Origin of the sequence: Tenacibaculum sp. Bg11-29 (assembly GCF_002836595.1) — a bacterium.
In the GTDB taxonomy this organism is placed as follows: Bacteria; Bacteroidota; Bacteroidia; order Flavobacteriales; family Flavobacteriaceae; genus Polaribacter.
On record NZ_PJBB01000003.1, the window covers coordinates 791452 to 818293 of the forward strand.

The following is a 26842-nucleotide window of genomic DNA, read 5'->3' on the forward strand; positions in this document are numbered from 1 at the left end:
AACATATTGTTTTTCAACATTATTATAAATAGGTGCAATTTTATTAAAACTTCCGCATCTTTGCCCCAAATTAGGTATTGTGGATTTTAAAGACAAAGAACTTATCATATTCGACTTTGATGGAACGCTTATTAATAGCATTCCAGATTTAACATTGGCTATAAATAAAATGTTATCTCATTACAATTTATCATCATTAACTGTAAAACAAGTTACTCCCTTTATTGGCAATGGTGCAAAACCTTTGGTAAAAAGGGCACTAGAATATTCAATAAAAGATGAAGAAATCTCGAAAGAACTTTTAGATGAAGCTTTCGAAATTTATTTTTCAGCTTACAAAGAAGTTACTTGTGATGAAACATATATGTATGCTGGTGTTTTAGAAACATTAAACTATCTAAATGAAAAAGGATATAAAATGGTGATTTGTACTAATAAACCTTTTGATTTTGTTGAACCCATTTTAGATAAATTGTCAATTAAACATTTTTTTAAATGTTGGGTTGGAGAAGATTCTCTTTCAGAGAAAAAACCTAATGCTATGCCACTTTTTCACTTAGCCAACGAAATGAATACGACTATTGAAAAAAGTATTATGGTTGGTGATTCTAAAAATGATATTCTTGCAGCACAAAATGCTAGTATGGAGAGTATCGGTGTGAGTTACGGATACAACTACAACGAAAACATTTCTAACTATAATCCTACCATAGTCGTCGATAGTTTCAGTGATTTACAAGCGCTTTTTTAATATGAGTAAAATTTACAATGTCGGTATTATAGGAGGTGGAGTTTCTGGCGTTGTTATAGCATTAGAATTAGCCAAATATGGGGTTGACAATATTCTATTCGAACAAGAAAAAAGTGTTGTAAATGGTCCTCCTTTCTGCCATTTACATGCGGGTGGAAATTTATATCCTGATATCTCTGATGAGGAATGTAAAACACTCATGAAACAATCAATAGATATGGCGCGATTATTTCCGCAATCTATTGACGAAAGACCTACTTTTATTAGCGTTCCTACATCAGAAAAATACGAAGTAAATAAAATTGAGAAGCGCCTTAAAATGTTAGTTGAGTATTACACCAAATTAATAAAAGAAGACTCTTCTAATGAAATTCTTGGTGCTCCAAAAGATTATTATAAAAAATACACTAAAGACGATTTAATTGTTTTAGCGGAACAACCAACTGTTAAACATCCTAATTCACCTGATGAGTGGATGTCTAATACTGTTAAGTTAATTGATCACAAAAAATTAAAAACGCCTGTATACTTAGTTCAAGAATATGGATGGAATCTTTTTAGGCTAGGAGCTCAAGCTCAATTAGCTCTAAATAAAACTGAGAAATGTAATCTAAAAACAAATACCAATGTTACGAATATTAAAGATGTTCGAAATAAAAACTTAGATTATAACTGGGAAATAACGACTAAAGACACAGTATATAAAGTAAAATATTTAGTAAATTCCTGTGGGTTTAAAACAGGAAAACTTGATAATTTTTTACATTTAAATGCAAAACGCTTAATTGAATTTAAAGCTGCTTATGTTTCTAAATGGCAGCCCATTTCAGGTTTAATTCCAGAACTTATTTTTCATGGTGAACGTGGAACACCAAATGGAATGGTACAGCTTACTCCTTATTGTGAAGACTATTATCAAATTCATGGAATGACAGAGCATATTACCTTATTCAAAAATGGATTGATACAATCTAAAAGTAATGAACCACAACCTGAATTTAATGATGCTATTAATCAAAAATTAGATCATGGTTGGAAAAAAGATGAAATAGAAACAAGAACTGAAAATGCTATTAAACTGGTTACTAAATTTGTTCCCACATTTAAATCTGCAACGACTGGTGGAATTCCATTTTACGGAGCACAGCAAATTCATGGCGATAATCCAAATTTAAGAGTTGGTGAAGTTAGTTTTCCTTATAAAACATATGCAAGAAGCGAAATTATTAAGGCTTCATCTGCCTTAACTGTTGCAAATAAAATAACACATAAAATTCAGGAAGAAAAAATTATTCCTTTAATTCCTAAAAGCTTAAATCGAAATTCATTATTAGATAGTGTTTCAAAGCATGAAATTGATAAATTGGCGAGTGAACTAGCTATTCAACGTGGTTATCCAGAAGCACTATCTCGATTGGTTATTGAGAGAAAATAATTATACTATTTTTAAAAACACTGATAAAAATCATATTTTAAATAAATACATACTACTACTTTTGAAATAAAATTAGATAATATGATACAACTGGTTAATTTACCTCTAGTTTCTTGGACAAATGGAACTATTATGATAGCCATTTTTGGATTTGTTTGCTTAGGATTAGTTGCTACACTTTTAATTCTTATAAATAGTGGTAAGAAAAAACAGTAGTAATTTACATATATAGTTTTTAATAGTTGATTTAGAAGAAGTGCTCTTTTTATGTGTTGGTGGTTTAACTCTAGAGCACTTCTTCTTATTTATATTTATTCTGTAAACCGAAATTAGTAACTAATACAAAATATTTGTATAGATAATTAAGTTTCGATATTCATTGAATATCCTTTACACTTCACCTCTACCTTCTTTATAATTCAGTATATATTACGCTGTACTTAATGAAATTTTTGACAAAAAAACATTACACATTAGCCTCAATGAAATGATAAAAATCATATTATTAACAGACACATTAAGTTATATTTGAAGTATTAGTCAAATTAAAACCATTTAACCAACTAATTCATAATATTAAAACAAATTATATATTTGTAAAATAATAACTTAAGTAGTTTTTTTTATTTAAAAAATTTTGACTAAAAGTAATTTTTGAAGGAGCTCATCTTAGATACTGGGGGGTTGACATTTTGAGTACTTCTTCTTTATTTATTACTATTTAGGTAAAATAAATAGACCTATATACCAAAACCTTAAACATCACCGTTACTTAATAAAAGTACTAAGATTATTTTTGAAAAGGCTCATCTTAGATACTGGGGGTTGACATTTTGAGTCCTTCTTCTTTATTTATTACTATTTAGGTAAAATAAATAGACCTATATACCAAAACCTTAAACATCACCGTTACTTAATAAAAGTACTAAGATTATTTTTGAAAAGGCTCATCTTAGATACTGGGGGGTTGACATTTTGAGTCCTTTTCTTATTTAAAAGCGTTTAAACCCGTAATATCTAATCCTGTAATTAATAAATGAACATCGTGCGTTCCTTCATAAGTAATTACACTTTCTAAATTCATGGAATGCCTCATTATAGAATATTCCCCTGAAATACCCATAGCGCCTAAAATTTGCCTTGCTTCTCTAGCTATTTTTATCGCCATATCAACATTATTACGTTTTGCCATTGATATCTGTGCAGAAGTTGCACGTTCTTCATTTTTCAAAACACCTAACCTCCATGTTAATAATTGTGCTTTTGTAATTTCTGTGATCATTTCTGCTAACTTTTTTTGTTGCAACTGAAATTGACCAATCGGTTTACCAAATTGCATACGTTCTTTAGCATAACGTAAAGCTGTATCGTAACAATCCATCGCAGCACCAATAACGCCCCAAGCAATACCATAACGAGCAGCATCTAAACACAATAAAGGTGCTCCTAATCCTGATTTGTTAGGTAATAAATTTTCTTTAGGCACTTTTACATTATCAAAAATAAGCTCACCTGTAATTGATGCTCTTAATGACCATTTATTATGTGTTTCTGGAGTAGAAAAACCCTCCATACCTCTTTCTACAATTAATCCATGAATACGACCTTCTTCATTTTTCGCCCACACCACAGCAACATCACAAATCGGAGCATTAGAAATCCACATTTTTGCACCATTTAATACATAATGGTCACCCATATCTTTAAACTTGGTTTCCATACCTGATGGATTACTTCCATGATTTGGCTCAGTTAAGCCAAAACTTCCCATCCATTCACCAGAAGCTAATTTTGGTAAATATTTTTTCCGTTGCGCTTCGTTACCATAATTATAAATAGGCCCCATTACTAACGAAGATTGTACCGAAGCTGTAGATCTAATTCCGCTATCGCCACGCTCTAACTCTTGCATAATTAGTCCATAAGAAATTTGATCTAACCCTGCACCACCATAATTTTGCGGAATATAAGAACCAAAAGCACCAACCTCAGCTAAACCAGGTATTAATTGCATTGGAAATTTAGCCTCTTGTGCTGCATCTTCAATAATTGGAGATATATTTTTCTTAACCCATTCACGAGCCGTATCGCGCACAAGTTTATGTTCATCTGTTAACAAATCATCAGTTTGGTAATAATCAGGAGCTTGAAATAAATCGGGTTTCATAAGTTTATTTTAAAATTAATTACTGACTTTATATGTGTTGATGATTGATAAATTACTTATCGTGGTTATATTTAAAAGTATTCCTTCAAAAATACTCAAAAAAATGGTTTTTAGTATCCATTTATGTATGTTTGTAATACATGAGATTTACGTTAGGACAACAAGAGCGCTTAAAAAGCAAAAAGTTAATAGGCAAACTGTATGAAGAAGGAAAATCTATAAAAGTTTTTCCATTTCGAATGGTATATATTCAAACAGAACACACTTCTAGATTCCCTGTTCAAGTTGGAGTTTCAGTTCCAAAAAGAAATTTTAAAAGTGCTGTTGATCGAAACAGAATAAAACGCTTAATGCGAGAAACTTACCGGAAAGAAAAGCATATTGTTTACGATGCGGTAAACACCCCTCATGTCTTTATGATTTCATATATTGCAAGAGATGAATGGAACTACGCCGATTTAGCGCGTAAAATGAAGCAATTATTAACACTTTTTATAGCAGAAACCACCGAAAATGAAAAATAAAAAAGCACTTTTTTTTGGTTCCTTAATTGTTATTTCAATTTTATTTTCTTTTCAATCTCGTTTTTTTGAAATTGCTAAACAAATAGAAATTTACAACAACTTATTTAAGGAGTTAAACATTAATTATATTGATGAAATTAATCCTGGAGATTTAACAGACAAAGCTATTAAAAACACGCTTAAAAACTTAGACCCTTATACTAATTTTTTTAACGAACAAGATGTAGAAGATGCGCGTATTCGTCGTGAAGGAGAGTATGGAGGCATTGGTATTTCAACCTTATACACAAAACAAGGTATTGTTATTTCTGAAGTTTACAAAGGTTTTCCAGCTGATAAGGCTGGTTTAAAAGCTGGCGATATTATTACACATGTAAATGATCAAAAATTATTAGATTTTGAGAAAAGTCAATATTCACAAATGGTTAAAGGAACACCTAATAAGAAAATTTCTTTAACCCTTAACAGAAATGGGGTTTCTCAAAAAGCCGATCTAAAACTAGATAAGATAATTGTGAATCCGGTGCCTTTTTATGACATGATTAATGCTGACACTGGTTATATTATTTTAACAAAATTTACAAGTCAAAAAGCAACACAACAAGTTTCTAAAGCTTTTAAGGAATTAAAAGGTAAAGGAATGAAAAAACTAGTTTTCGATTTACGTAGCAATCCTGGTGGCTCGTTATATGACGCAGTAAATATTACCAACCTATTTATTCCGAAAGGATTAAAAGTTGTTGATACACGAGGGAAAATTAAAAAAAATACCAGAACTTACAATACAAAGAATGACCCTTTAGATGCTGAAATACCAGTAGTTGTTTTAATAAATGGTCGCTCGGCATCAGCTTCTGAAATTGTCTCTGGTGCTTTACAAGATTATGATCGTGCAGTTGTTATGGGTGAACGTTCTTTTGGTAAAGGTTTGGTACAACGTTATTTTAATCTAAACTATGGTACTCAAATGAAAATAACTATTTCTAAATACTATACTCCAAGTGGTCGATGTATTCAGGAATTAGATTATGATAATAGAGATCCTAAAACAGGGGAAGTTCCAAAGTTTTCTGACGGAACAGTGAATTTATTTACTACGAAAAACGGACGAACAGTTTATGATGGCGGTGGAGTAACTCCTGATGTAAAAATGAATTTTTCTAAAAAAACAATCGAAACAAAAAAGTTATTAAAATCGAGAACTATCTTTAATTTCGTAACAGATTTTACGAATAAAAATAAAGAACTAGTCACTGATGGTTATCTTTTTAAATCTGCTGATTTTAAAAAATTTGAAAACTACTTATTAAATAAAGACACTGCTTTTGTAACTAAAGAAGAAAAGTTATTTAAAAAAGCATATAAATCAGTAAATAACAACACAAATATTTCAAAAGAATACAATGTAATTCTTCAAAAATTAAAAAAGTCTAAAGTTCAGAAAATAGCTAGCAACGAAGATCTTTTATCTAAAAAAATACAAAACGAAATTGTAAAAAGATACGTGTACAAAGAAGGGATGTTTAAACATCAACTTCAAAACGATGAAACCATTAATAAAGCTGTAAATTTACTTAATAATCAAAAAAAGTATACCGCTATTTTAACTAAGTAACATCAATAACAAAATTTGTATATTTTAAGTTTATAAAAAATAGATATGTCAAAACCCAATCATAAAGAACGTACCAGAGCCCAAGAATCTACCAATGCTATAGAAAAATTATATATTTCTATGCGACACTTATTTAGTCGTGGTTTTTATAAACCAATGGGTATTTCTGGAGAAACATTACGTAAATCATTATTACAATTAAGACCAGAAATTTATGGGTCAATCGCAGAGAACAAAACCGAATTAAACGGTTTAGTTTATATTATTGAACGACTTCCTGAAGGTATTGAAGAATGTCAATTCATTAACTTAACTGCTGATGAAGGTTACCGAAATTCAAAATTCAAAACAATTGTTCCTCCAAAAAGAAGAAGAAATTGTTACCGTATTGACAAGGATCAAATGAATATTGAAATTACACGTGGTCGTTCTGAAATTTATGATATTCTTACGCACCTTACTTTTTTATTTATAGAGTCTCATAAAATTAAAGATCGTGTTCTTATTGAAAACGGAGAGGGTTTTATTAGAGAGTGGCTTCATTTAGAAGATATTGTTATATACAACAAAACACTTACCGACGAAGAAAAAGATGTGGTAGTTGTACATCTTGGTAATATTTTAGGAAGAACTTACGACGAGGTATATGATGCATATAATACGTTTGCTTCTGAAGAAAAACCAAACAGGTTTTTTCATTTAATATATTGGTTAGGTAAACTTGCTATAAACGAAACTGTAAATGAAGAAAAACGTTCAATAAAATTTAGTTCTGTTTTAATAGAAGAAATTGGGCATCATTTTTACGGTGAAATTTGGGCTAACAACATTAAGAAAAACCTTATAGATAATGGTTTAATAGAACGTCCTATTCATATTATTAGTGCGAATATGCACAGTGTTATGAATAGTATTTACGGGCAAAATGCATTACCGAAAGAAGTTAAAAAGCACAAAGGCTTTGAACTTTTTGAAGTATTAAGTAATGCCAACAGCCAACCTTTACAAAAAGCAGTTAAAAACCATGCTTCAGAAAACGGGTTGATTTACCTAAAAGATACTTCTGGTACAAATATTAATGTTCAGATTATTGATACTGAAAAAATAGATTTTGATACTACTTCATTTAAAAAAGTGAATTCAGTAGGAGAGAAGCCTGTAATTATAGTAATGGATTATGCTTTTGGAGAGCAAGCATATGAAACTATGGACGAATTACTAAAACCATACAAAACAGCTAAGAAAACAACTCATTTAGATGTTGTTTCTGTTTCTATAATGGGAAAAGCTGGTATTTTAGAGGGTGGAAAAGGAGACATTATGATTCCTTCTTCACATATTTTTGAAGGTACTGCAGATAATTATCCGTTTAAAAATGAATTAGCAAAAGAAGATTTAGAAGGCTTTGGTGTTCAATCTTTTGATGGAGCTATGGTTAGTGTACTAGGAACTTCTTTACAAAATAAAGATTTACTAAAATTCTTCCATGATTCTACTTGGAATGTTATTGGTTTAGAAATGGAGGGAGCGCATTACCAAAAAGCAATTCAAGCGAATTCTAAAATTAGAGGAAATGTACGAGAAGATATTAAAGTACGATATGCTTATTATGCCTCTGATAACCCTTTAGAAACAGGAGCTACTTTAGCATCAGGTGGATTAGGAATGAGTGGTGTAACCCCCACCTATGCAATTACACAAAAAATACTAGAGCAAATATTTTAGTCGCAGGGCGGCAACCTAACAGGCTTAATCACCTGCATTTGCGTTATAAATTTATGAAAAAAAGTACATAATACCTCGACGCATTCTGCGTCGAGGTATTTTTTTCAGTAAAGAATACTTGTATAAGCTGCACACAAACAATCATTAACAAATAGTATAACGGAGCACCTAATTTGTGAAAATTATGCAATTTTCAATCATATTTTATGCAAATAGCCTTTTTTCTTACTTTATATTTGCACTCACAACACAACAATACAACAACAATGAATATTCTAATTTTAGGATCTGGCGGTAGAGAGCACGCTTTTGCAAAAAAACTTTCTGAAAGTAACAAAATAAATAAGTTATTTGTTGCTCCTGGTAATGCAGGTACTAGTTCTGTAGCTACAAACATTGCTATTAACCCAACAAATTTTGCGCAAGTAAAAGAGGTTGTTTTACAACAAGAAATTAACATGGTCGTTGTAGGCCCTGAAGCACCTTTAGTAGGTGGTATTCATGATTTCTTTTTAGCTGATAGCGAATTAAAAAACATTCCTGTAATAGGCCCTAAAAAAGACGGCGCTTTATTAGAGGGAAGTAAAGATTTTTCGAAGCAGTTTATGATAAAGCATAACATACCAACTGCAAAATATCAATCATTTACATCGGATACTTTAGCTGAAGGAAAAACTTTCTTAGAAACTTTAGCACCTCCATACGTTTTAAAAGCTGATGGTTTAGCAGGCGGAAAAGGTGTTTTAATTTTAACTGAGTTAGAAGAAGCTAAGGCTGAGTTAGAAGAAATGCTTGCTAATCAAAAATTTGGAGACGCTTCATCTACTGTAGTTATTGAAGAGTTTTTAAAGGGTATTGAACTTTCTGTGTTCGTTTTAACCGACGGAAAAAATTATAAAATTTTACCTTCTGCTAAAGATTACAAACGTATTGGTGAAGGTGATGCTGGTTTAAATACTGGTGGAATGGGTGCTATTTCTCCTGTTCCTTTTGCTACTGATGATTACTTACAAAAAGTAGAAGAACTTGTGGTAAAACCAACTATTGATGGTTTACAAAAAGACGGTATTGATTATCGTGGTTTTATTTTTATTGGATTAATGAACGATAACGGAAACCCATCTGTTGTAGAATACAATGTTCGTATGGGAGATCCAGAAACTGAGGTTGTTTTACCAAGAATACAATCTGATTTAGTAGATTTATTTGAAGGTGTTGCTAATCAAACTTTAGGTGAAAAATCATACGAAGTTACTTCTCAAACTGCTACAACGGTAATGTTAGTTGCTGGCGGATATCCTGAAGCATACGAAAAAGGAAAAGAGATTACTGGTTTTAATACTGTTACAGATTCTATTGTTTTTCATGCAGGAACAACAGAAAAAGATGGTAAAGTAGTTTCTAACGGAGGTAGAGTAATGGCGGTTACTTCTTTTGGTGATTCTATTGAAGAGGCACTTAAAAAATCATATAATAGTATTGATAAGATTTCTTTTGAAGGAATGAATTATCGAAAAGATATCGGATTCGATTTGGTATAAATTAAAAAAAAAGGAGTTGATTTTATCAACTCCTTTTTTTTGCTATAAATTTGGCTGCGTCATTCAAAACAATATAAAAGTGTTCTTAACGAAGAAACAAAAGATTACTTCGAATGAAAAATTCTCGTAATAACGTTATTCTTAAAAACCTCATCATTCCTAACGAAGTGAAAGAATCTTTAATTAATAAACAAATGATTACTTCTAATTAAAAAACGTTCCTTTCTGCTACATTGCTTTGTCTAAAGTAAATGAAAATTCAGAACCCTTACCAAACTCACTTTTTAGTAAAATAGTTTCGTTATGCGCCTCTATAATATGCTTTACAATAGATAATCCTAAACCAGAACCTCCTTGTTCGCGAGATCGACTTTGGTCTACCCTATAAAATCGTTCGAATAAACGAGAAGTATGCTCTTCTTTAATTCCTTCACCATTATCGCTTATCTTAATAAGAAACTTATTTGAGTTGTAGTTTTCGATGCTTACCGTAGTTACACCATCTACCTTACCATACTTTATAGAATTTACAATTAAATTGATTAAAACCTGCTCTATACGCTCTACATCACCTTTTACAAAGCGAGGAAATTCGTAAAGACTATCAAACATTAATGTTATGTTTCGTTTTTTAGCTTTCATTTCAAATAAATCAAAAACGTTTTGAACAACTTCTAGAATATTAAAGGTTTCAATATTCATTTTCATCCCCTCAGTTTCTAACTTAGCAATCATATCTAAGTCTTTAATAATTGAAGTTAATCGCTCTACACCTTTATTGGCTCTTCCTAAATACTTTGTACGTATCTCTTTATCTTCTGCAGCTCCTTCTATTAAAGTTAAAATATAACCTTGTACTGTAAACAACGGTGTTTTTAATTCGTGTGCTACATTTCCTAAAAAATCTCTTCTAAAAGAATCTCGTTGTGTTAATACTGCTATCTCCTTACTTCTTTCTTCTACGTATTTTTGTACACTTTCCGTTAATGCTTTAGCATCAGTTGTTACATCTTTTCTTTCTAAATCATTAACATCTAAAATAGAAATGTCTTCATATAGTTTTTTTACTCTTTGATAAATAAAATGCTCCGCTCTATATTGAATAATTAAAAACGAAATAACAAACATTACAATACCAAAAACAATAACAGCTCCTATACCTAATAAGTTAATTAAAAGAAAGTACGATAATAAGGCAATTACCACAGATATTGAGGTAGAATATAATGCCGACCACAATGCGTATCGGTATGTTTTTTTTATTTTTTTCATTATAAAAATAAGATTTTAAAAGTGAAGTACTAGGCAACCTAAATTTAAAATACTGTTTTAGATAATTATGGTTTTTATGCATAAAGTTATCTAAAACAGTACGTAACTATTTTTAAACTATTATTTTTCAGATTCTAAAACAAACTTATATCCAACACCTTTAACGGTTTTAAAAAAGTCGTCTCCAATTTTTTCGCGAAGCTTACGAATATGCACATCAATTGTACGGCCGCCAACTACTACTTCATTGCCCCAAACACTATCTAAAATTACCTCTCTTTTAAATACCTTTCCTGGCTTAGAAGTTAATAATGATAGTAATTCGAATTCTTTTCTTGGCAATGCTATTTTTTTTGTTCCTTTAAATACCACATACTCATCTCTATTTATAACAATGTCGCCAACCTTGGTAGTACCATCAACACTTTCATCCGTTTTTAAACGTCTTAATAAAGATTTTACCTTGCTTACCAATACTTTTGGCTTTACTGGCTTGGTAATATAATCGTCTGCACCTGCATCAAAACCTGCAACTTGCGAATAATCTTCACCTCTTGCAGTTAAAAAAGAAATAATTACATCTTCTAAAGATTTAATGTTTCTAATTTTTTCACATGCTTCAATACCATCCATTTCAGGCATCATAATATCTAACAATATTAAATGCGGACTTACTTTTTTTGCCTTTGCTACTGCTTCAGCACCGTTATTAGCTGTAAAAACTTGATAGCCTTCTGATTTTAAATTATATCCTACTATTTCTAAAATATCAGGCTCATCATCAACTAGTAAAATTTTAACATCATTCGTGTTCATAGGTCATTTTATATTGTGTTACCCAAAAGTAACTATAATATTACAAACCCTGCACGCTACCTTTTAACTTAACATTCATTTAATCATTCATAAACCTTCGCTTAAATTCGAAAGTAGGTAAATATAAAAGGTAATTATTTTTTTAAGTAAGGTTTTGTACCTTTATAAAAAAAAATTGCGATAAAAATAGTTACCTATAAAAGTACTGTTTATCGCTACAAAAAGAAAAAATGCTGCATAAAATAAACATCCAAAACATTTTATTTTTAGACATTGAAACTGTTCCTGAGGTGGAATTGTTTGCCGATTTATCGGAAGAAAAACAAGAATTATACGCTTTAAAAACAGAATACCAACGAAAGGAGGAAGCTACTGCCGAAGCGTTTTATCATCGTGCTGGTATTTGGGCAGAGTTCGGAAAAATAATTTGTATTTCGGTTGGTTATTTTATTGATATAAAAGGAGAAAAGCAATTACGAATTACTTCTTTTTTTGGTGATGATGAAGCTAGTATCTTAACAGACTTTAAAAAATTACTCGATACTCATTTTAACCAAAACAAACATTTATTGTGCGCGCATAACGGTAAGGAATTCGATTTTCCGTACATAGCCCGTAGAATGATTATTAACCGAATAAACTTACCTAAAAAGTTAGATTTATTTGGGAAAAAGCCTTGGGAAGTTCCACATTTAGATACTTTAGAGTTATGGAAGTTTGGCGATTACAAACACTATACTTCTTTACGTTTGTTAACCTCTATCTTAAATATTCCTTCACCCAAACAAGATATTGATGGTAGCGAAGTAGCCAACGTATATTATAAAGAAAAAAACTTACCGCGCATTGTTGAATATTGCGAGCGAGATACTGTAGCTGTAGCGCAATTGGTGCTCCGTTTTTTAAACAAACCGATATTAGATCCAAAAAACATTGTTACGATATAATTTGTAATTCCCTTTGGTACAATTAGATATATTTATTACATTTATTTCGAAAAATCACTAAAGTAATAGTCCCCTATTCTTTTATTTTTAAAATATTAATGATATATACTTTCTTAACGGATACCCGTAAAGGAGTGTGATTGGGGTTGGTTAGATTTGGTGTGTTAGAGAACGGGGTTAAAAAGGGGCTTTATTGCCCCTATAATCAGGAGTATAACTACTCCTTATTTACTGATATAAACAAGCTATCTGTAATAAAAGAAACATTCAAACTAGATGACAAAAAACACAGATATATCAGTCAACTCAGGTGTTCATAACAATGTAGGAATGGAGTTCCAGAAACACTGCACTTTATATTTACTTTTAGATAACTATCAAACAATAAAAGATAAAAAGTACTTTATTATCTTAGAGCATTTAGAAGACATTGTATTTGGATACATTGATAAAAATAATTTACTCGAAGAAATTGAAACATTTCAAGCTAAAAAAGCTACAAACAAATGGTCGTTAAATAAATTACTTGAAATATTAAAAAAAATAACAGAAGTAAGTCAAACTATTTTAGATGACCCAATACCTAAATCTACTTCGTTTTCACAGACCAATTATTTTGCAACAAATAATACTATTGAATTAAAAAGTGATAAAATAAAAAAAGTAACATATACAGAAACTATTAATGAAACAAAATCTGATGTTAAATATTCAGACATAGATGTTAATATTAAAAATAAAATCTTAAAAGGCAATAAAAATGTTACTTTCTCAAAAATTGACAAAATTAATATAAAAACACTTTCTTTAAAATTTGTCGATTTAACAAGAACTTCAAGAAATCAAATTGAGCAATTATATGGTAAGTCAAAAGTTATTTTCGGAAATGATATAGAAGACCACAAAGCTGCTATTGATACTTTACTTTTTTATCTAAAAAGTATTGAATCTAAATTTAATCAAGGGGGTATTGCTCTTTTAAGTGATAAAACAAAAAGAATAGAATCTAAGGAAATTAATAAAGTATTTAATTTACTTACTAAAAGAAAACTTGCTTATGATTTTTGGAGAGAAAAAGAAAAAGAGATTTGTAAAGCTTTAAAAATAACTTTTCTTGATAGAACTCAATTTGAATTACATTACCTAAACAGTTTTGATAAATTTAAAGACTTAAATGAAAGCGAACATAAAAAGATTTTCGATTTCATAGAAAATAACAAATCAATTTTCGGAAAACATTATGATGAAGGAGATTGTATTTTAGAGTTTTATATCGAATTTAATAAAACAAAAACTACAACTTTGAGAGATTTACAATTAAAAGCAGTTGTGTCTGCTGGTTTTATAGAAATTAAAAGCACAATATGAGCGTAAAATTAGAAATACAAAATATTTTAGTATACAGTGAATTGAATGATAGATATTTCTACACAACATTTGATAATAAATTAAATGTTATATATGGGAAAAATACAGCTGGTAAAAGCACATTAATTCAACTCATTCTTTATGCGTTTGGCATAAATGATAATAAAATCAAACTTTCTGAAATATTAACAGAGGAAATTTTTGTTAGATTAGATTGTGTAATCACAAAAAACAATGAAAAATTAAAATTTACTTTCATTCGTCAAGACGAAACCCTAATTGTAAAAGATCCCAATTCTAAAGTAATACGTTTTAATGGTATTGGTAGCGACCAATCTGCTGAGCATATAAAATTAAAAAAATATTTTAATAGCTTATTTGACTTCAACCTACTTTTAGAATCAAATAGTGGAATTTCTGAAGCACCAATGGAAACATTGTTTTTACCTTATTATGTTTCTCAAGATGTAGGCTGGGTATATTTGAGGAAGTCATTTAGTAATTTAACTTTTTACAAAAACTTCAAAGAAGATTTTTTAGATTATTACTTAGGTATAGAAAATGTAATTGATAGAGAAGAAAAAAGAAAAATTGAAAATGAATTAAGAAGCTTACAACAACAAATGAAATTCTTTTCTGATGTAGAACAGGAAAATCAAGAATTAGAAGTTTCTCAAATAATAAACGATTCTCTTGCTGGTAAAGCAAATGAATTAATAATATCTTTATCAAATAATAAAAGTGATTTAATTACTTTAGAAAAAGATTATGTTAATGAATCTAATAAATTAACTTTTTATAATCAAAGACTTTCAGTTGTTTCTAAAGTAAAGAGAAATCATAAAAATCAATTTCCTGGAGAAGATTCTTGCCCTACTTGCTCACAAATATTACCAGAAAACATTGAAGAAATTTATGAATTTTTCCAAGAAGAGAATGATACTATTTCATTACAAAGTGAACTGAAAGAAAAAATAAAAAATTCTCAATCTAAAGTAAATTCAATAAATAAGAAAATAGAGAAATCTCAAAAAGAAATAAACAAAGAATATAGTACATTTAATAAATATTCAGAAAACAAAATAACTCTAGAAAACTGGATTGAAAACAAAGCAAATATTCAACTTTATGATAATTTGATTAAACAAATTGGAACATTAAAATTAGAAATCGACAAGTTAAAATTAAAATTAAAAGAATACAAAACTGAAAAAGATATTTATTTTGCAAGGGAAAAAAAGAATCACATTTTTAAATCGGCTTACTTTAAAAATAATATTAATTTAGGAATACCAAATTTAGAAGAAGATAGATTTAATAAATTATATGAAATTTCAAGCTTTCCTTTTCAAGGTGTTCAATTACATTTAGCAATATTAAGTTATCATTTTGCTTTTAATGAACTCTTAACGAAAACTAAAGGAATACATAGATTACCTTTTATTTTAGACAGTATATTTAAAGAAGATATTGAAGGTGGTAATAAAGAAAAGATATTGAATTTTATAAACTCCAATTTTCCTAAAGACACACAAACAATTTTATCAATCGCAGATGATAAAAATATTGATTCACACATAGAACAATATAAGAATGAAATTTTTAAAGATAATGCTCATATGATTTGCATAGGAGATGGAACAGAAGAAAAAGCACTACTAGCTGAAAATGACAATTCTCAGTCCAAATTAATCTCTGAAACATACGAAATTATGGAAACAATATAAAATACTACAGCTACACCTTATAGCATAGCCCGGATTTAAAGACTGAATGACAAGCCTTTGACAAACGAAAAACACCCCCTGTTCCCTTCTAATTTTAAAGAAAATACAAACCAACATTTATCTATTAATTCATTACCAAAAACAATTATTAAAAAAATGTAAAACGGATAGAATAATTTATTAAATTTAATGCATAAACAATGTAACTAACACTATGCTAGTTTGTTAAAAAAATTGCAAAATATGACAAACCATTCACTTTTTAATTTTCAAGGAATAGAAGCGGATTTAGAAGCTGCTATAACATCGAGTATATTCGACTTTAAAGATACTGTGGGAGATGCCAAGTTATGGGCTGAAACAGATTTAAAAGAAAGAGTAGAGCAAAGCATGCGAGGCTACAGTCAAAGTTTTATAACAAAAGATAAAAACGGCTGTTGTGGTAATATAGATCCGCCAGGAAGTGGGTTTAAAGTTACTTTCGGGCTTCAAATTCAATTAGCCTATAAAGTACGGTTTAAAGCCAATTTAAACATTGGTTATGGACAACGGTATGGTAATTTTGCTGCAAATACATCTTTTCATGTATCGGCATATAATAGCGGATTAGGCGTTGGCGTAGATAAAAGTAATATGGTAGTAGATGTAACTGCTGCGGCAAATGTTATTGTTGGTGGCGGACATGGTACGCCTTTACAATCGTACAGCTTAAATTACAACTCACCGATTCCTATGTTAAATAATTTTGAGAATTCATTTAGATATGGTCAATTATTTACGTGGAATTCTGCCTTACACGACAATCAATTTTCTTTAAATAAATTACAACGAGAGGGAATGATTGGTTTTCGTCTAGGAAATGTAAATGTGAGTTCAAATAACGATACAAAACGTGCTTATCTTGGTGGAGGAACCGATATGGGTTGGACTGGTGGTTTAACAATTGTTACTCCTTTAATTGAAGTTGGGTTTCAAGATTTTTCGGGGGATTTTTTAAAAAAAGGTATTGAACAAGAAAATAAAAGAATAGATATTCTTAAAAAAATAAAAAGCATTAAAAACTCCAACAAAACTAAACCTATAAAAAAAATAGAATTAGATAAATTAGAAGATGATTTAATAAAGTTAACAAGAGGTAAATTTCATAAACAAACAGACTATCAAAAAAGACTTAATAAAGCCTCTACTTATATTCGTTTTAATCAACAAAATGGTTATAACGCTACTATTGATGTTATTGGTGATGCTTGGTTACAAAACTTTATACATAAAACTATAAAAGATTTTAAATTTGAATATGAGTATAAAAACATAGAAGGATGGGGTGGAAAAAAATTTTAGTTATATCAACTATTTTACTATGTAGTTGTAAAAATTATTATGTGAATGATAACGGAGAGTATAGACCTAAAAAATCAAAATTTAAGTTAGCAAGTACTCCTTATCAACTTAAAAAAAAGGACTTAGTTAATACAAGTTATGTATATATAAATAAAGGTAAAAATAGAATATCATATCTCCGTTTTTTCTCTAATGGACGTTTCTTTGAAGGAAGAAATGAGTTAGATAATGAAAAATTAAAACTAACAACTATTAATAATTTTAATAAATATGGAGAAATTGGCTATTTTAAATTAAATGACAACAAAATTGAAATTGAAACCTTTAATGTTAACCTAGGAGGTGCAAGAGGTAATGTTGGGTATTATTCTAAAAGTTATGGGTATATAAAAAAAGATAGTGTTTTTCTTTTCTTTAATTCTATTGAAAGTTCATTTGAAAAAAATGGATTTCCAAAACCAAATAAAGAGAATTGTATAATTTATATTGGTGAGAAAATAGAAGGTTTAAAACAAACGACTGATTGGTAAATGCCGTCTGACATTATGCTAGTTTGTTAAAAAAATTGCAAAATATGACAAACCATTCACTTTTTAATTTTCAAGGAATAGAAACAGATTTAGAAGCTGCTATAACATCGAGTATATTCGACTTTAAAGACAGTATGGGAGATGCCAAGTTATGGGCTGAAACAGATTTAAAACAAAGAGTAGAGCAAAGTATGCGAGGCTACAGTCAAAGTTTTATAACAAAAGATAAAAACGGCTGTTGCGGTAATATAGATCCGCCAGGAAGTGGGTTTAAAGTTACTTTTGGTCTCCAAATTCAATTAGCCTATAAAGTACGGTTTAAAGCCAATTTAAACATAGGTTATGGGCAACGATATGGTAATTTTGCGGCAAATACATCTTTTCATGTATCGGCATATAATAGCGGATTAGGCGTTGACGTAGATAAAAGTAATATGGTAGTAGATGTAACTGCTGCGGCAAATGTTATTGTTGGTGGCGGACATGGTACGCCTTTACAATCGTACAGCTTAAATTACAACTCACCGATTCCTATGTTAAATAATTTTGAGAATTCATTTAGATATGGTCAATTATTTACTTGGAATTCTGCCTTGCACGACAATCAGTTTTCTTTAGATAAATTACAACGAGAGGGAATGATTGGTTTTCGCCTAGGAAATGTAAATGTGAGTTCAAATAACGATACAAAACGAGCTTATTTTGGAGATAAAGGAGATAGAGGTTGGACGGGGGGTATTTCAATTGTTACTCCTCTGATAGAAGTTGGCTTTCAAGATTTCTCAGGGGATTATCAACAAAAAGCGATAGAAGAGCGAAAAAAAGAGGAAATAGACAATGAGATTAAAACAATAAAAAGAAACCCTAATTTAGAGAAAGAAATAAAAAAAGAAAAGATAAAAAAACTGGAAGAAGATTTAAAAAAACTAACCTATGATAAATACCATAATCAAACAACTTACCAAAAAAACTTAAACAAAGCCTCTACTTATATTCGTTTTAATCAACAAAACGGTTATAATGCAACGATTGATGTAATTGGTGCTGCGTGGCTACAAAACGCAATTCACCGAACAATAAAAGATTTCAGATTTGAATACGAACATAACAATATAGAAGGATGGGGTGGAATAAAATTTTAATTATCAGCTTAATATCTTGCTGTTTTATAAGTTGTTTAAATTATTATCATACAAAAAATGGAAGTGTTAGGCCTAAAAAAAATAAATTTGAGTTTGGTAGATTTCCTTATAAATTAAAAAAAGAAGATTTAATAGACACAAACTCAATTTATATATACAATCATGAATCAACATCCATAACCAAAGGGAAGTATTTTATTCGATTTTTTTCAAACGGAAGATGTATTGAAGGTACTTCTGAGTTATATTCAGGTAAACTTAACCTAGATAGAATGAATGATTTTTATAATTCAGGAGTTTTAGTTGGATATTATAAAGTTGAAAACTTCAATGAAGTAACTATAGAAACCTATTCTGTAAAAAAACATGAAGGAGGTTATTATAAAAAAACTTATGGTATCATAAGAAACGACAGCCTTTATATAACTGATGAAAAAAAGAATTTAGATTTTATTTCCCAAAATAAAAAAAATAAAATTGTTTATAAAATAAAAAAAATAAAAGGTTTAGCAGGAACACCAAATTGGTAAACGTTTTTTAACTCAAAAACATAGATGGATTGGATAGAAAATATTTTAATAATTTACTAAATTCAGTGCATAACTAATATTATGCTAGTTTGTTAAAAAAATTGCAAAATATGACAAACCATTCAATTTTTAATTTTCAAGGAATAGAAACAGATTTAGAAACTGCCATAACATCGAGTATATTCGACTTTAAAGATACTGTGGGAGATGCCAAGTTATGGGCTGAAACAGATTTAAAACAAAGAGTAGAGCAAAGTATGCGAGGCTACAGTCAAAGTTTTATAACAAAAGATAAAAACGGCTGTTGCGGTAATATAGATCCGCCAGGAAGTGGGTTTAAAGTTACTTTTGGTCTCCAAATTCAATTAGCCTATAAAGTACGGTTTAAAGCCAATTTAAACATAGGTTATGGGCAACGATATGGTAATTTTGCGGCAAATACATCTTTTCATGTATCGGCATATAATAGCGGATTAGGCGTTGACGTAGATAAAAGTAATATGGTAGTAGATGTAACTGCTGCGGCAAATGTTATTGTTGGTGGCGGACATGGTACGCCTTTACAATCGTACAGCTTAAATTACAACTCACCGATTCCTATGTTAAATAATTTTGAGAATTCATTTAGATATGGTCAATTATTTACTTGGAATTCTGCCTTACACGACAATCAGTTTTCTTTAGATAAATTACAACGAGAAGGGATGATTGGTTTTCGTCTAGGAAATGTAAATGTGAGTTCAAATAACGATACAAAACGTGCTTATTTTGGTGGAGGAACCGATATGGGCTGGACTGGCGGTTTAACAATTGTTACTCCTTTAATTGAAGTTGGTTTTCAAGATTTTTCAGGGAATTTTTTAAAAAAAGCTAAAAAAGGAGAAAATATAATAGAAGAACAAAGAAGAGAAATTATTTTAGACGAAATTAGAGTGACAAAAAAAAATAACCATTTATCCAAAGATAGAAAAAGAGAAAAAATATTTGAACTAGAAAAGCGATTGAAAGAATTAACCTTTAATAAATATCATAATCAAACATCTTCACAAAAAAAACTAAACAAAGCCTCTACTTATATTCGTTTTAATCAACAAAATGGTTATAATGCAACTATTGATATTATTGGTGATGCTTGGTTGCAAAATTTTATTCATAGAACAATAAAAGATTTTAGATTTGAATACGAGCATAAAAAAATAGAAGGATGGTTTGGAAAAAAATTTTAATTATTAGTCTAATTTCTTGCTGTTTTTCAAGTTGCTTAAATTATTATCACCATCCAGATGGTGGTTATCGACCTAAAAAATCAAAATTCTATTTACAAGCTAAACCTTATAAAATAACTCCAAATAATGGATTAAAAACAGATGTCCTATACTTTTCAAATGACACCCTAAAATATGGAAATGGTAATTACAATGATTTATTTTATTATCGTTTTTTTAGCAATGGAAGATTCTATAAAAGTGCTATTGACGTTAAAGATATTACGAACCTGAATAAACTTAACAAACCTGTATTTATTGGCTATTATACAATAAAAAATAAATTAATTGAGTTTGAATATTTTTTTGTAAAGTATAGAGAAAAAGGAGAATATATAAAAGATACTCTTTATATCAAAAATGATACGTTGTATCCAATAAATCCCAACCATAAATTAAATAAGAAGGAAATTAAGTTTTATTCATCAAAAAAAATAAAAGGATTGAAAAAAATCACTGATTGGTAAACGTTTTTATATCAAAAAAACTAAATAAAGCATCTACTTACATTCGTTTTAATCAACAAAATGGTTATAATGCAACGATTGATGTTATTGGTGATGCTTGGTTGCAAAATTTTATCCATCGAACAATAAAGGATTTTAGATTTGAATATGAACATAGAAGGATGGGGTGGAATAAAATTTTAGTTATTTCAATAATTTTATTTAGCAGTTGTAAAAATTATTATATAAACGAAAAAGGAGGATACAGACCTAAAAATTCAAAATTTAAGTTATCTAAACCTCCATATAAACTAATAAAAGATGATTTAATAGATGTTAATTCTATATATGTAAATATTACAAAGGTAAGTTATGGAACAAAAACAGATATAGATAATAGTATTATTCGTTTCTTTTCTAACGGACATTATTTAGAAAACTTGGAACCTTATACTGATAACATCAACCTAAAAAAGCTAAACAATGTAAACAATTCATTATTAATTGGCTACTACAAGATTGAAAATAAAAAAAATATAATAATTGACTATTATAGTGTAAAAAAAGCAGAAGGAGGTTCTTATCATAAAAGAGAAGGCTACATAAGAAATGATAGCTTATTTTTATTTTATGATTCATTTAAAAACAAAGAGTTTCCTAAACCAAATAAAAAAAACTGTAGAATATATATTCGAAAAAAAGTAGACGGTTTAATAGGAACGCCTGATTGGTAAATTCCGTTTAACACTATGCTAGTTTGTTAAAAAAATTGCAAAATATGACAAACCATTCACTTTTTAATTTTCAAGGAATAGAAACAGATTTAGAAGCCGCTATAACATCAAGTATATTCGACTTTAAAGATACTGTGGGAGATGCCAAGTTATGGGCTGAAACAGATTTAAAACAAAGAGTAGAGCAAAGTATGCGAGGCTACAGTCAAAGTTTTATAACAAAAGATAAAAACGGCTGTTGCGGTAATATAGATCCGCCAGGAAGTGGGTTTAAAGTTACTTTCGGACTTCAAATTCAATTAGCCTATAAAGTACGGTTCAAAGCCAATTTAAACATTGGTTATGGACAACGATATGGTAATTTTGCGGCAAATACATCTTTTCATGTATCGGCATATAATAGCGGATTAGGCGTTGGCGTAGATAAAAGTAATATGGTAGTAGATGTAACTGCTGCGGCAAATGTTATTGTTGGTGGCGGACATGGTACGCCTTTACAATCGTACAGCTTAAATTACAACTCACCGATTCCTATGTTAAATAATTTTGAGAATTCATTTAGATATGGTCAATTATTTACTTGGAATTCTGCCTTACACGACAATCAGTTTTCTTTAGATAAATTACAACGAGAGGGAATGATTGGTTTTCGCTTAGGAAATGTAAATGTGAGTTCAAATAACGATACAAAACGTGCTTATTTTGGTGGAGGAACCGATATGGGTTGGACTGGCGGTTTAACAATTGTTACTCCTTTAATTGAAGTTGGGTTTCAAGATTTTTCAGGGGATTATCGTAGAGTTAAAAATAAAAAAACTGTAAAAAACAGAAAGAATGATGATGATTTCTTACGAGCATATAATAGAAAAAATGATATTGACTCTTCATTAGATTATCACCGACAAACAGATTCTCAGAAATGGCTAAATAAAGCCTCTACTTATATTCGTTTTAACCAACAAAATGGTTATAATGCAACGATTGATGTAGTTGGTGATGCTTGGTTACAAAATTTCATACATAAAAACATAAAAGACTTTAAATTTGAATATGAACATAAAGACATACAAGGATGGGGTGGAATAAAATTTTAATCTATAGTTGTACTTTTTTTATTTTAACAAGTTGCTGTACACCTAAATACGGTAGTAACAGACCTAAAAAAAACAAGTTTAAACTAGCTAAAGTCAAACCCAACTTAATCTTAAATAAACGATTATCTAAGAATACAATTTTTACAAAAATTGATTCTATCTATATTAAAAGTGTAAAAACAAAGAAAGAAAAACTTCAAATTATTTATTCTTTTCTTCGTTTTTTTGAAAATGGGCAATTTATGGATGGGCCGACTAAAAATAACAGTAATAGATTAAAAGATTATAATAACCTCAAACGAGCTAATGTTGGTTATTATCAAATAAAAAATAACCAAATAATTTTAGAACAATTTATGGTAACTCCTCACGATTGCGGAAGCTATCATAAAGGTGAATTAAAAGTTATAGGAGATAGTATTGTTGGTTATAAAAAAATTAAAGTAGAAGGTTTAACAGGAACGCCTGACTGGTAAACCTCTTGAAGAAACTTAACAAAGCCTCTTCATAAATTCGTTGTTAATCAACAAAATGGTTATAGATGTTATTGGTGATGCTTGGTTGCAAAATTTTATTTATAGAACAATAAAAGATTTTAGATTTGAATATGAACATAAAAGCATAGAAGGATGGGGTGGAATAAAATTTTAGTAATGGGTTTAATCTCATACTGTTTTACAAGTTGCCTAAATTATTATCATCATTCGAACGGAGGTTATCGTCCTAAAAATAAAAAATTTACATTAAGTAAACACGTTAAACAACTTAAAAAAAATGATTTAATTAATTCTGAAAACCTCTATTTTTCTAATGACACATTAACTTTTGGAACCAACGAAGAATATAATAGCCTTTCGTATATAAAGTTTTTTAAAAATGGTCGTTGTTATCGAAGTAGTATTGATATTAAAAATAAAACAGATATTAATAAATTAAACAACCCTGGCTATGTTGGATATTATCTTATATCAAATAACAACAAAATAGAAATGGAATTCTTTCATGTAAAACACAAAGAGGGCGGATGGTACTCTAAAGATGAAGGCTTTATTAGAAATGATACTTTGTTTATTAAAGGAACCAACAAACAAGAACAAGAAGTTTTAAGAGCTTACATTCCTGAAAAAATAAAGGGATTAAAACAAATAACTGATTGGTAAACATTTTATAAAGAAGTACTACATTTGAGACTGAAAAAAGAAGCTTTTAGATTTTGAATATAAATGTATAGAAGAATGAGATGGATAAATATTTTAATAATTAGTTTAATTTTCTGCTCTTTTACAAGCTGTTCAACTTACTATCATACAAAAAACAGAGGTATTAAATCTAAAAAAATAATGATTTTAAAGAAAAATAAATTGATAAATGAAGCTAATAAATTGATAGCTTTAAAATATCCAGAATTTATTTTTAACCCTAAAATATACGAAATCACAGCTTGGGCAAACACTAAAAAAACAATTGTTAAGTACAGACGAATTATTAGGTTTACGCCTCTTAGTAAAAAAGGTGAAAATTTAAATTATGACATGGAAATTAATCTCACCAACAAAAATATCTCTCCTTTTGATATTTGGGGTTTTGATAAATTTTACGTTCCTACACCCAAAGACCAAGAAAAAATTAATTTTGTAATAGAAGCGTTTGGTCTACCTCGATTTGGCTTTAATAATAGCATTATTGAAGCAGCCGACATGTATAGCATATATGTAGATAACGAAGTAGCCTTTGGGCGCTATTTTATAGACAAAATAAGTGGTAAAGAGTGTATGGGATCTATAGAGTCTAGCTATGTTCAAAATACTGGCTTACCTGAATTTAAGAACCCAGATCCTTTAATTGAAATTAAAGAATAATTATAGCCAGCTTTACAAAAATACACAAACTAAAAACTCATAATCAACAACTTAGTTTATTTACTTTACACAACTAGGAAAACAATGTTACTCTCCTTCTATTTTCATAGAAAGTTCTAACCAACGTTCTTCTTTGGTTTCTAAACTATCAATTGTTTCTTGTAGTTCTATTGATTTATTATTAATTTCTTCAGGAGAAAATTCACCTTTATTAAATTTCCCTTCAATTAATTGTTTCTTTTTTTGAAGTCTTTCAATATCTTTTTCTAATAAGCCCCATTCACGTTTTTCATCAAAGTTTAACGCTACCTTCTTCGCTTTTTTAACAGGCTTTACAACCTCTTTCTTTACTTCTCTTGCTTCTTTTACCTTAGAATCTTCATACGCTCTAAAATCAGAGTAATTACCAGGAAAATTATCAATTTGCCCTTCACCTCTAAACACAAATAAGTTATCTACAATTTTATCCATAAAGTAACGGTCGTGAGAAACCACCATTAAGTTACCAGGATAATCTAATAAGAAGTTTTCTAATACATTTAGCGTTACAACATCTAAATCGTTGGTAGGCTCATCTAATATTAAAAAGTTAGGATTCTGAATTAACACCGCACATAAATACAGTCGCTTTTGTTCTCCTCCACTTAATTTTTCTACAAAATCGTATTGCTTTTTTTTATCAAAAAGAAAGCGTTCTAATAATTGACTTGCAGATATTTTTCGCCCTTTTGATAACGGAATGTATTCTCCGAATTCTTTAACTACTTCAATTACTTTTTGCCCAGGTTTTATTTCAATTCCGTTTTGGGTGTAATATCCAAATTTTACTGTTTCACCAACTGTTACTTTTCCGCCATCTAATTCGATACCTCCAGTTAACATATTTAAGAAAGACGATTTACCTGTACCGTTTTTACCAATAATACCAATACGTTCTCCGCGTTTAAAAACATAATCAAAGCCATCTAAAATTACTTTGTCATCAAACGATTTTTTCATTTTATGAAGCTCCAAAATTTTGCTTCCTAAACGCTCCATGTTAATTTCTAACTGCACTTCATGCTCGTTACGTCGCTGGTGCGCTTTATCTTTAATTTGATTAAAATCTTCAATACGAGATTTAGATTTTGTAGTACGTGCCTTTGGTTGGCGACGCATCCAATCTAATTCTTTTTTAAACAAACTTTTAGCCTTCCCTAAATTGGTAGCTTCAAGTGCTAAACGTTCTTCTTTATTTTGTAGGTAATATGAGTAATTACCTTTGTATTTATATAGTTTTCCTTCGTCTAACTCTATAATTTCATTACACACGCGTTCTAAGAAATAACGGTCGTGCGTAACCATAAATAAGGTTATTTTTTCTTTGGCAAAAAATGCTTCTAACCATTCAATCATTTCTAAATCTAAATGATTGGTAGGCTCATCTAAAATTAATAAATCTGGCTTTTTAATCAATACGATAGCCAATGCTAAACGTTTCTTTTGCCCACCAGAAAGCTTTCCTACTTTTAATTTTAGGTTATCTAACTTTAACTTCGATAAAATTTGCTTGTATTGCGTTTCAAAATCCCACGCATTGTACTGTTCCATTTGCTCAAAAGCTTCTTGAAACGCATCTGCATTGTCAGGGTTTTCTACTGCTTTATCATATTGTTTTATTACTGATAAAATCTTATTGTCGGTAGAAAAAATAGTTTCTTCAATCGTTAAATCAGGGTTTAAATTATCTGCTTGAGATAAGTAAGCGATATCAATATCCTTTCGGCTAACAACTTGCCCAGAATCTGCTTCATCTAAACCTGCTACAATATTTAAAATAGAAGTTTTACCACTACCATTTTTAGCAACAAAAGCTATTTTTTGATCTTTATTAATTCCGAAAGAAATATCATCAAACAATACTTTTTCTCCGTATGCTTTTGCTATGCCTTCAACCGATAGGTAGTTCATATTCTAAATTTTATGCAAAGAAACAAAAAACCCGAGCAAATGCTCGGGTTTTATTTATTTAAT

The 26842-nt window shown here is 29.5% G+C and carries 25 protein-coding genes; 21 read left to right on the top strand and 4 right to left on the bottom strand.

Going from position 1 to position 26842, the window contains the following annotated elements:
• The first annotated feature begins 79 nt into the window (after window positions 1-79).
• The 3 genes from CXF68_RS03635 (at window position 80) to CXF68_RS21085 (ending at window position 2402) form a co-directional block, all read left to right on the top strand.
• Entirely contained in the window at window positions 80-751 is a 672-nt protein-coding gene (locus CXF68_RS03635) for a phosphoglycolate phosphatase (RefSeq protein WP_157821844.1), read from the top strand.
• Between the two features lies 1 nt (window position 752).
• Window positions 753-2186 (top strand): FAD-dependent oxidoreductase, encoded by a 1434-nt coding sequence (locus CXF68_RS03640; protein ID WP_101043007.1) that lies wholly within the window; start codon window positions 753-755, stop codon window positions 2184-2186.
• Window positions 2187-2267: 81 nt separating this feature from the next.
• Entirely contained in the window at window positions 2268-2402 is a 135-nt protein-coding gene (locus CXF68_RS21085; protein WP_255398707.1) for a hypothetical protein, read from the top strand.
• A gap of 772 nt (window positions 2403-3174) precedes the next feature.
• Here the strand turns inward: CXF68_RS21085 and CXF68_RS03645 are convergent.
• Window positions 3175-4353, bottom strand: coding sequence for an acyl-CoA dehydrogenase family protein (locus tag CXF68_RS03645; protein WP_101043008.1), 1179 nt, complete (start codon window positions 4351-4353; stop codon window positions 3175-3177).
• A gap of 140 nt (window positions 4354-4493) precedes the next feature.
• On the opposite strand from CXF68_RS03645, the gene rnpA reads away from it, so the two are divergent.
• The 4 genes from rnpA (at window position 4494) to purD (ending at window position 9758) form a co-directional block, all read left to right on the top strand.
• The gene (rnpA, locus tag CXF68_RS03650) at window positions 4494-4877 is read left to right on the top strand and encodes a ribonuclease P protein component (RefSeq protein WP_101043009.1); all 384 of its coding nucleotides are present in this window, start codon (window positions 4494-4496) and stop codon (window positions 4875-4877) included.
• Window positions 4867-6492, top strand: coding sequence for a S41 family peptidase (locus CXF68_RS03655; protein ID WP_101043010.1), 1626 nt, complete (start codon window positions 4867-4869; stop codon window positions 6490-6492). The genes rnpA and CXF68_RS03655 overlap by 11 nt, the downstream gene beginning before the upstream one ends.
• A gap of 45 nt (window positions 6493-6537) precedes the next feature.
• Window positions 6538-8217: a hypothetical protein gene (locus CXF68_RS03660; RefSeq protein ID WP_101043011.1), complete on the top strand. Its 1680-nt coding sequence runs from the start codon at window positions 6538-6540 to the stop codon at window positions 8215-8217.
• Window positions 8218-8483: 266 nt separating this feature from the next.
• Window positions 8484-9758, top strand: coding sequence for a phosphoribosylamine--glycine ligase (gene purD / locus CXF68_RS03665; protein WP_101043012.1), 1275 nt, complete (start codon window positions 8484-8486; stop codon window positions 9756-9758).
• Window positions 9759-9986: 228 nt separating this feature from the next.
• Here the strand turns inward: purD and CXF68_RS03670 are convergent, their stop codons facing one another.
• Together CXF68_RS03670 and CXF68_RS03675 are read right to left on the bottom strand one after the other, a co-directional pair.
• Window positions 9987-11030, bottom strand: coding sequence for a cell wall metabolism sensor histidine kinase WalK (locus CXF68_RS03670; protein WP_101043013.1), 1044 nt, complete (start codon window positions 11028-11030; stop codon window positions 9987-9989).
• Window positions 11031-11150: 120 nt separating this feature from the next.
• A complete protein-coding gene (locus tag CXF68_RS03675) occupies window positions 11151-11846 on the bottom strand; it encodes a response regulator transcription factor (RefSeq protein WP_101043014.1) in 696 nt (231 codons plus the stop codon).
• A 230-nt stretch (window positions 11847-12076) separates the two neighbouring features.
• On the opposite strand from CXF68_RS03675, the gene CXF68_RS03680 reads away from it, so the two are divergent.
• The 14 genes from CXF68_RS03680 to CXF68_RS03745 all read left to right on the top strand — a co-directional run bounded on the left by CXF68_RS03680 (window position 12077) and on the right by CXF68_RS03745 (window position 24829).
• On the top strand, window positions 12077-12793 hold the full coding sequence (locus CXF68_RS03680) for a 3'-5' exonuclease (RefSeq protein WP_101043015.1): 717 nt from the start codon (window positions 12077-12079) through the stop codon (window positions 12791-12793).
• Between the two features lie 276 nt (window positions 12794-13069).
• Entirely contained in the window at window positions 13070-14161 is a 1092-nt protein-coding gene (locus CXF68_RS03685) for a hypothetical protein (protein WP_101043016.1), read from the top strand.
• Window positions 14158-15888, top strand: coding sequence for a hypothetical protein (locus CXF68_RS03690; protein WP_101043017.1), 1731 nt, complete (start codon window positions 14158-14160; stop codon window positions 15886-15888). The genes CXF68_RS03685 and CXF68_RS03690 overlap by 4 nt, the downstream gene beginning before the upstream one ends.
• Before the next feature lie 243 nt (window positions 15889-16131).
• Complete coding sequence (locus tag CXF68_RS03695; RefSeq protein ID WP_101043018.1) at window positions 16132-17229, top strand: hypothetical protein; 1098 nt, start codon at window positions 16132-16134, stop codon at window positions 17227-17229.
• Window positions 17208-17759: a hypothetical protein gene (locus CXF68_RS03700; protein WP_101043019.1), complete on the top strand. Its 552-nt coding sequence runs from the start codon at window positions 17208-17210 to the stop codon at window positions 17757-17759. The genes CXF68_RS03695 and CXF68_RS03700 overlap by 22 nt, the downstream gene beginning before the upstream one ends.
• 44 nt (window positions 17760-17803) lie before the next feature.
• The gene (locus CXF68_RS03705; protein WP_101043020.1) at window positions 17804-18901 is read left to right on the top strand and encodes a hypothetical protein; all 1098 of its coding nucleotides are present in this window, start codon (window positions 17804-17806) and stop codon (window positions 18899-18901) included.
• On the top strand, window positions 18880-19431 hold the full coding sequence (locus CXF68_RS03710) for a hypothetical protein (RefSeq protein WP_101043021.1): 552 nt from the start codon (window positions 18880-18882) through the stop codon (window positions 19429-19431). The genes CXF68_RS03705 and CXF68_RS03710 overlap by 22 nt, the downstream gene beginning before the upstream one ends.
• A gap of 110 nt (window positions 19432-19541) precedes the next feature.
• Window positions 19542-20657 (top strand): hypothetical protein, encoded by a 1116-nt coding sequence (locus tag CXF68_RS03715; RefSeq protein ID WP_101043022.1) that lies wholly within the window; start codon window positions 19542-19544, stop codon window positions 20655-20657.
• Complete coding sequence (locus tag CXF68_RS03720) at window positions 20636-21163, top strand: hypothetical protein (protein WP_101043023.1); 528 nt, start codon at window positions 20636-20638, stop codon at window positions 21161-21163. Before CXF68_RS03715 ends, CXF68_RS03720 begins: the two co-directional genes overlap by 22 nt.
• On the top strand, window positions 21157-21876 hold the full coding sequence (locus CXF68_RS03725; protein ID WP_101043024.1) for a hypothetical protein: 720 nt from the start codon (window positions 21157-21159) through the stop codon (window positions 21874-21876). Before CXF68_RS03720 ends, CXF68_RS03725 begins: the two co-directional genes overlap by 7 nt.
• Before the next feature lie 44 nt (window positions 21877-21920).
• Window positions 21921-22970, top strand: coding sequence for a hypothetical protein (locus CXF68_RS03730; RefSeq protein WP_101043025.1), 1050 nt, complete (start codon window positions 21921-21923; stop codon window positions 22968-22970).
• Entirely contained in the window at window positions 22949-23446 is a 498-nt protein-coding gene (locus CXF68_RS03735) for a hypothetical protein (RefSeq protein ID WP_101043026.1), read from the top strand. The genes CXF68_RS03730 and CXF68_RS03735 overlap by 22 nt, the downstream gene beginning before the upstream one ends.
• A gap of 153 nt (window positions 23447-23599) precedes the next feature.
• Window positions 23600-24130 (top strand): hypothetical protein, encoded by a 531-nt coding sequence (locus CXF68_RS03740; RefSeq protein WP_101043027.1) that lies wholly within the window; start codon window positions 23600-23602, stop codon window positions 24128-24130.
• A 180-nt stretch (window positions 24131-24310) separates the two neighbouring features.
• Entirely contained in the window at window positions 24311-24829 is a 519-nt protein-coding gene (locus CXF68_RS03745; RefSeq protein WP_157821845.1) for a hypothetical protein, read from the top strand.
• 87 nt (window positions 24830-24916) lie between these two features.
• On the opposite strand, the gene CXF68_RS03750 is transcribed toward CXF68_RS03745, so the two are convergent.
• Window positions 24917-26779 (bottom strand): ABC-F family ATP-binding cassette domain-containing protein, encoded by a 1863-nt coding sequence (locus tag CXF68_RS03750; RefSeq protein ID WP_101043029.1) that lies wholly within the window; start codon window positions 26777-26779, stop codon window positions 24917-24919.
• Window positions 26780-26842 lie beyond the last annotated feature (63 nt).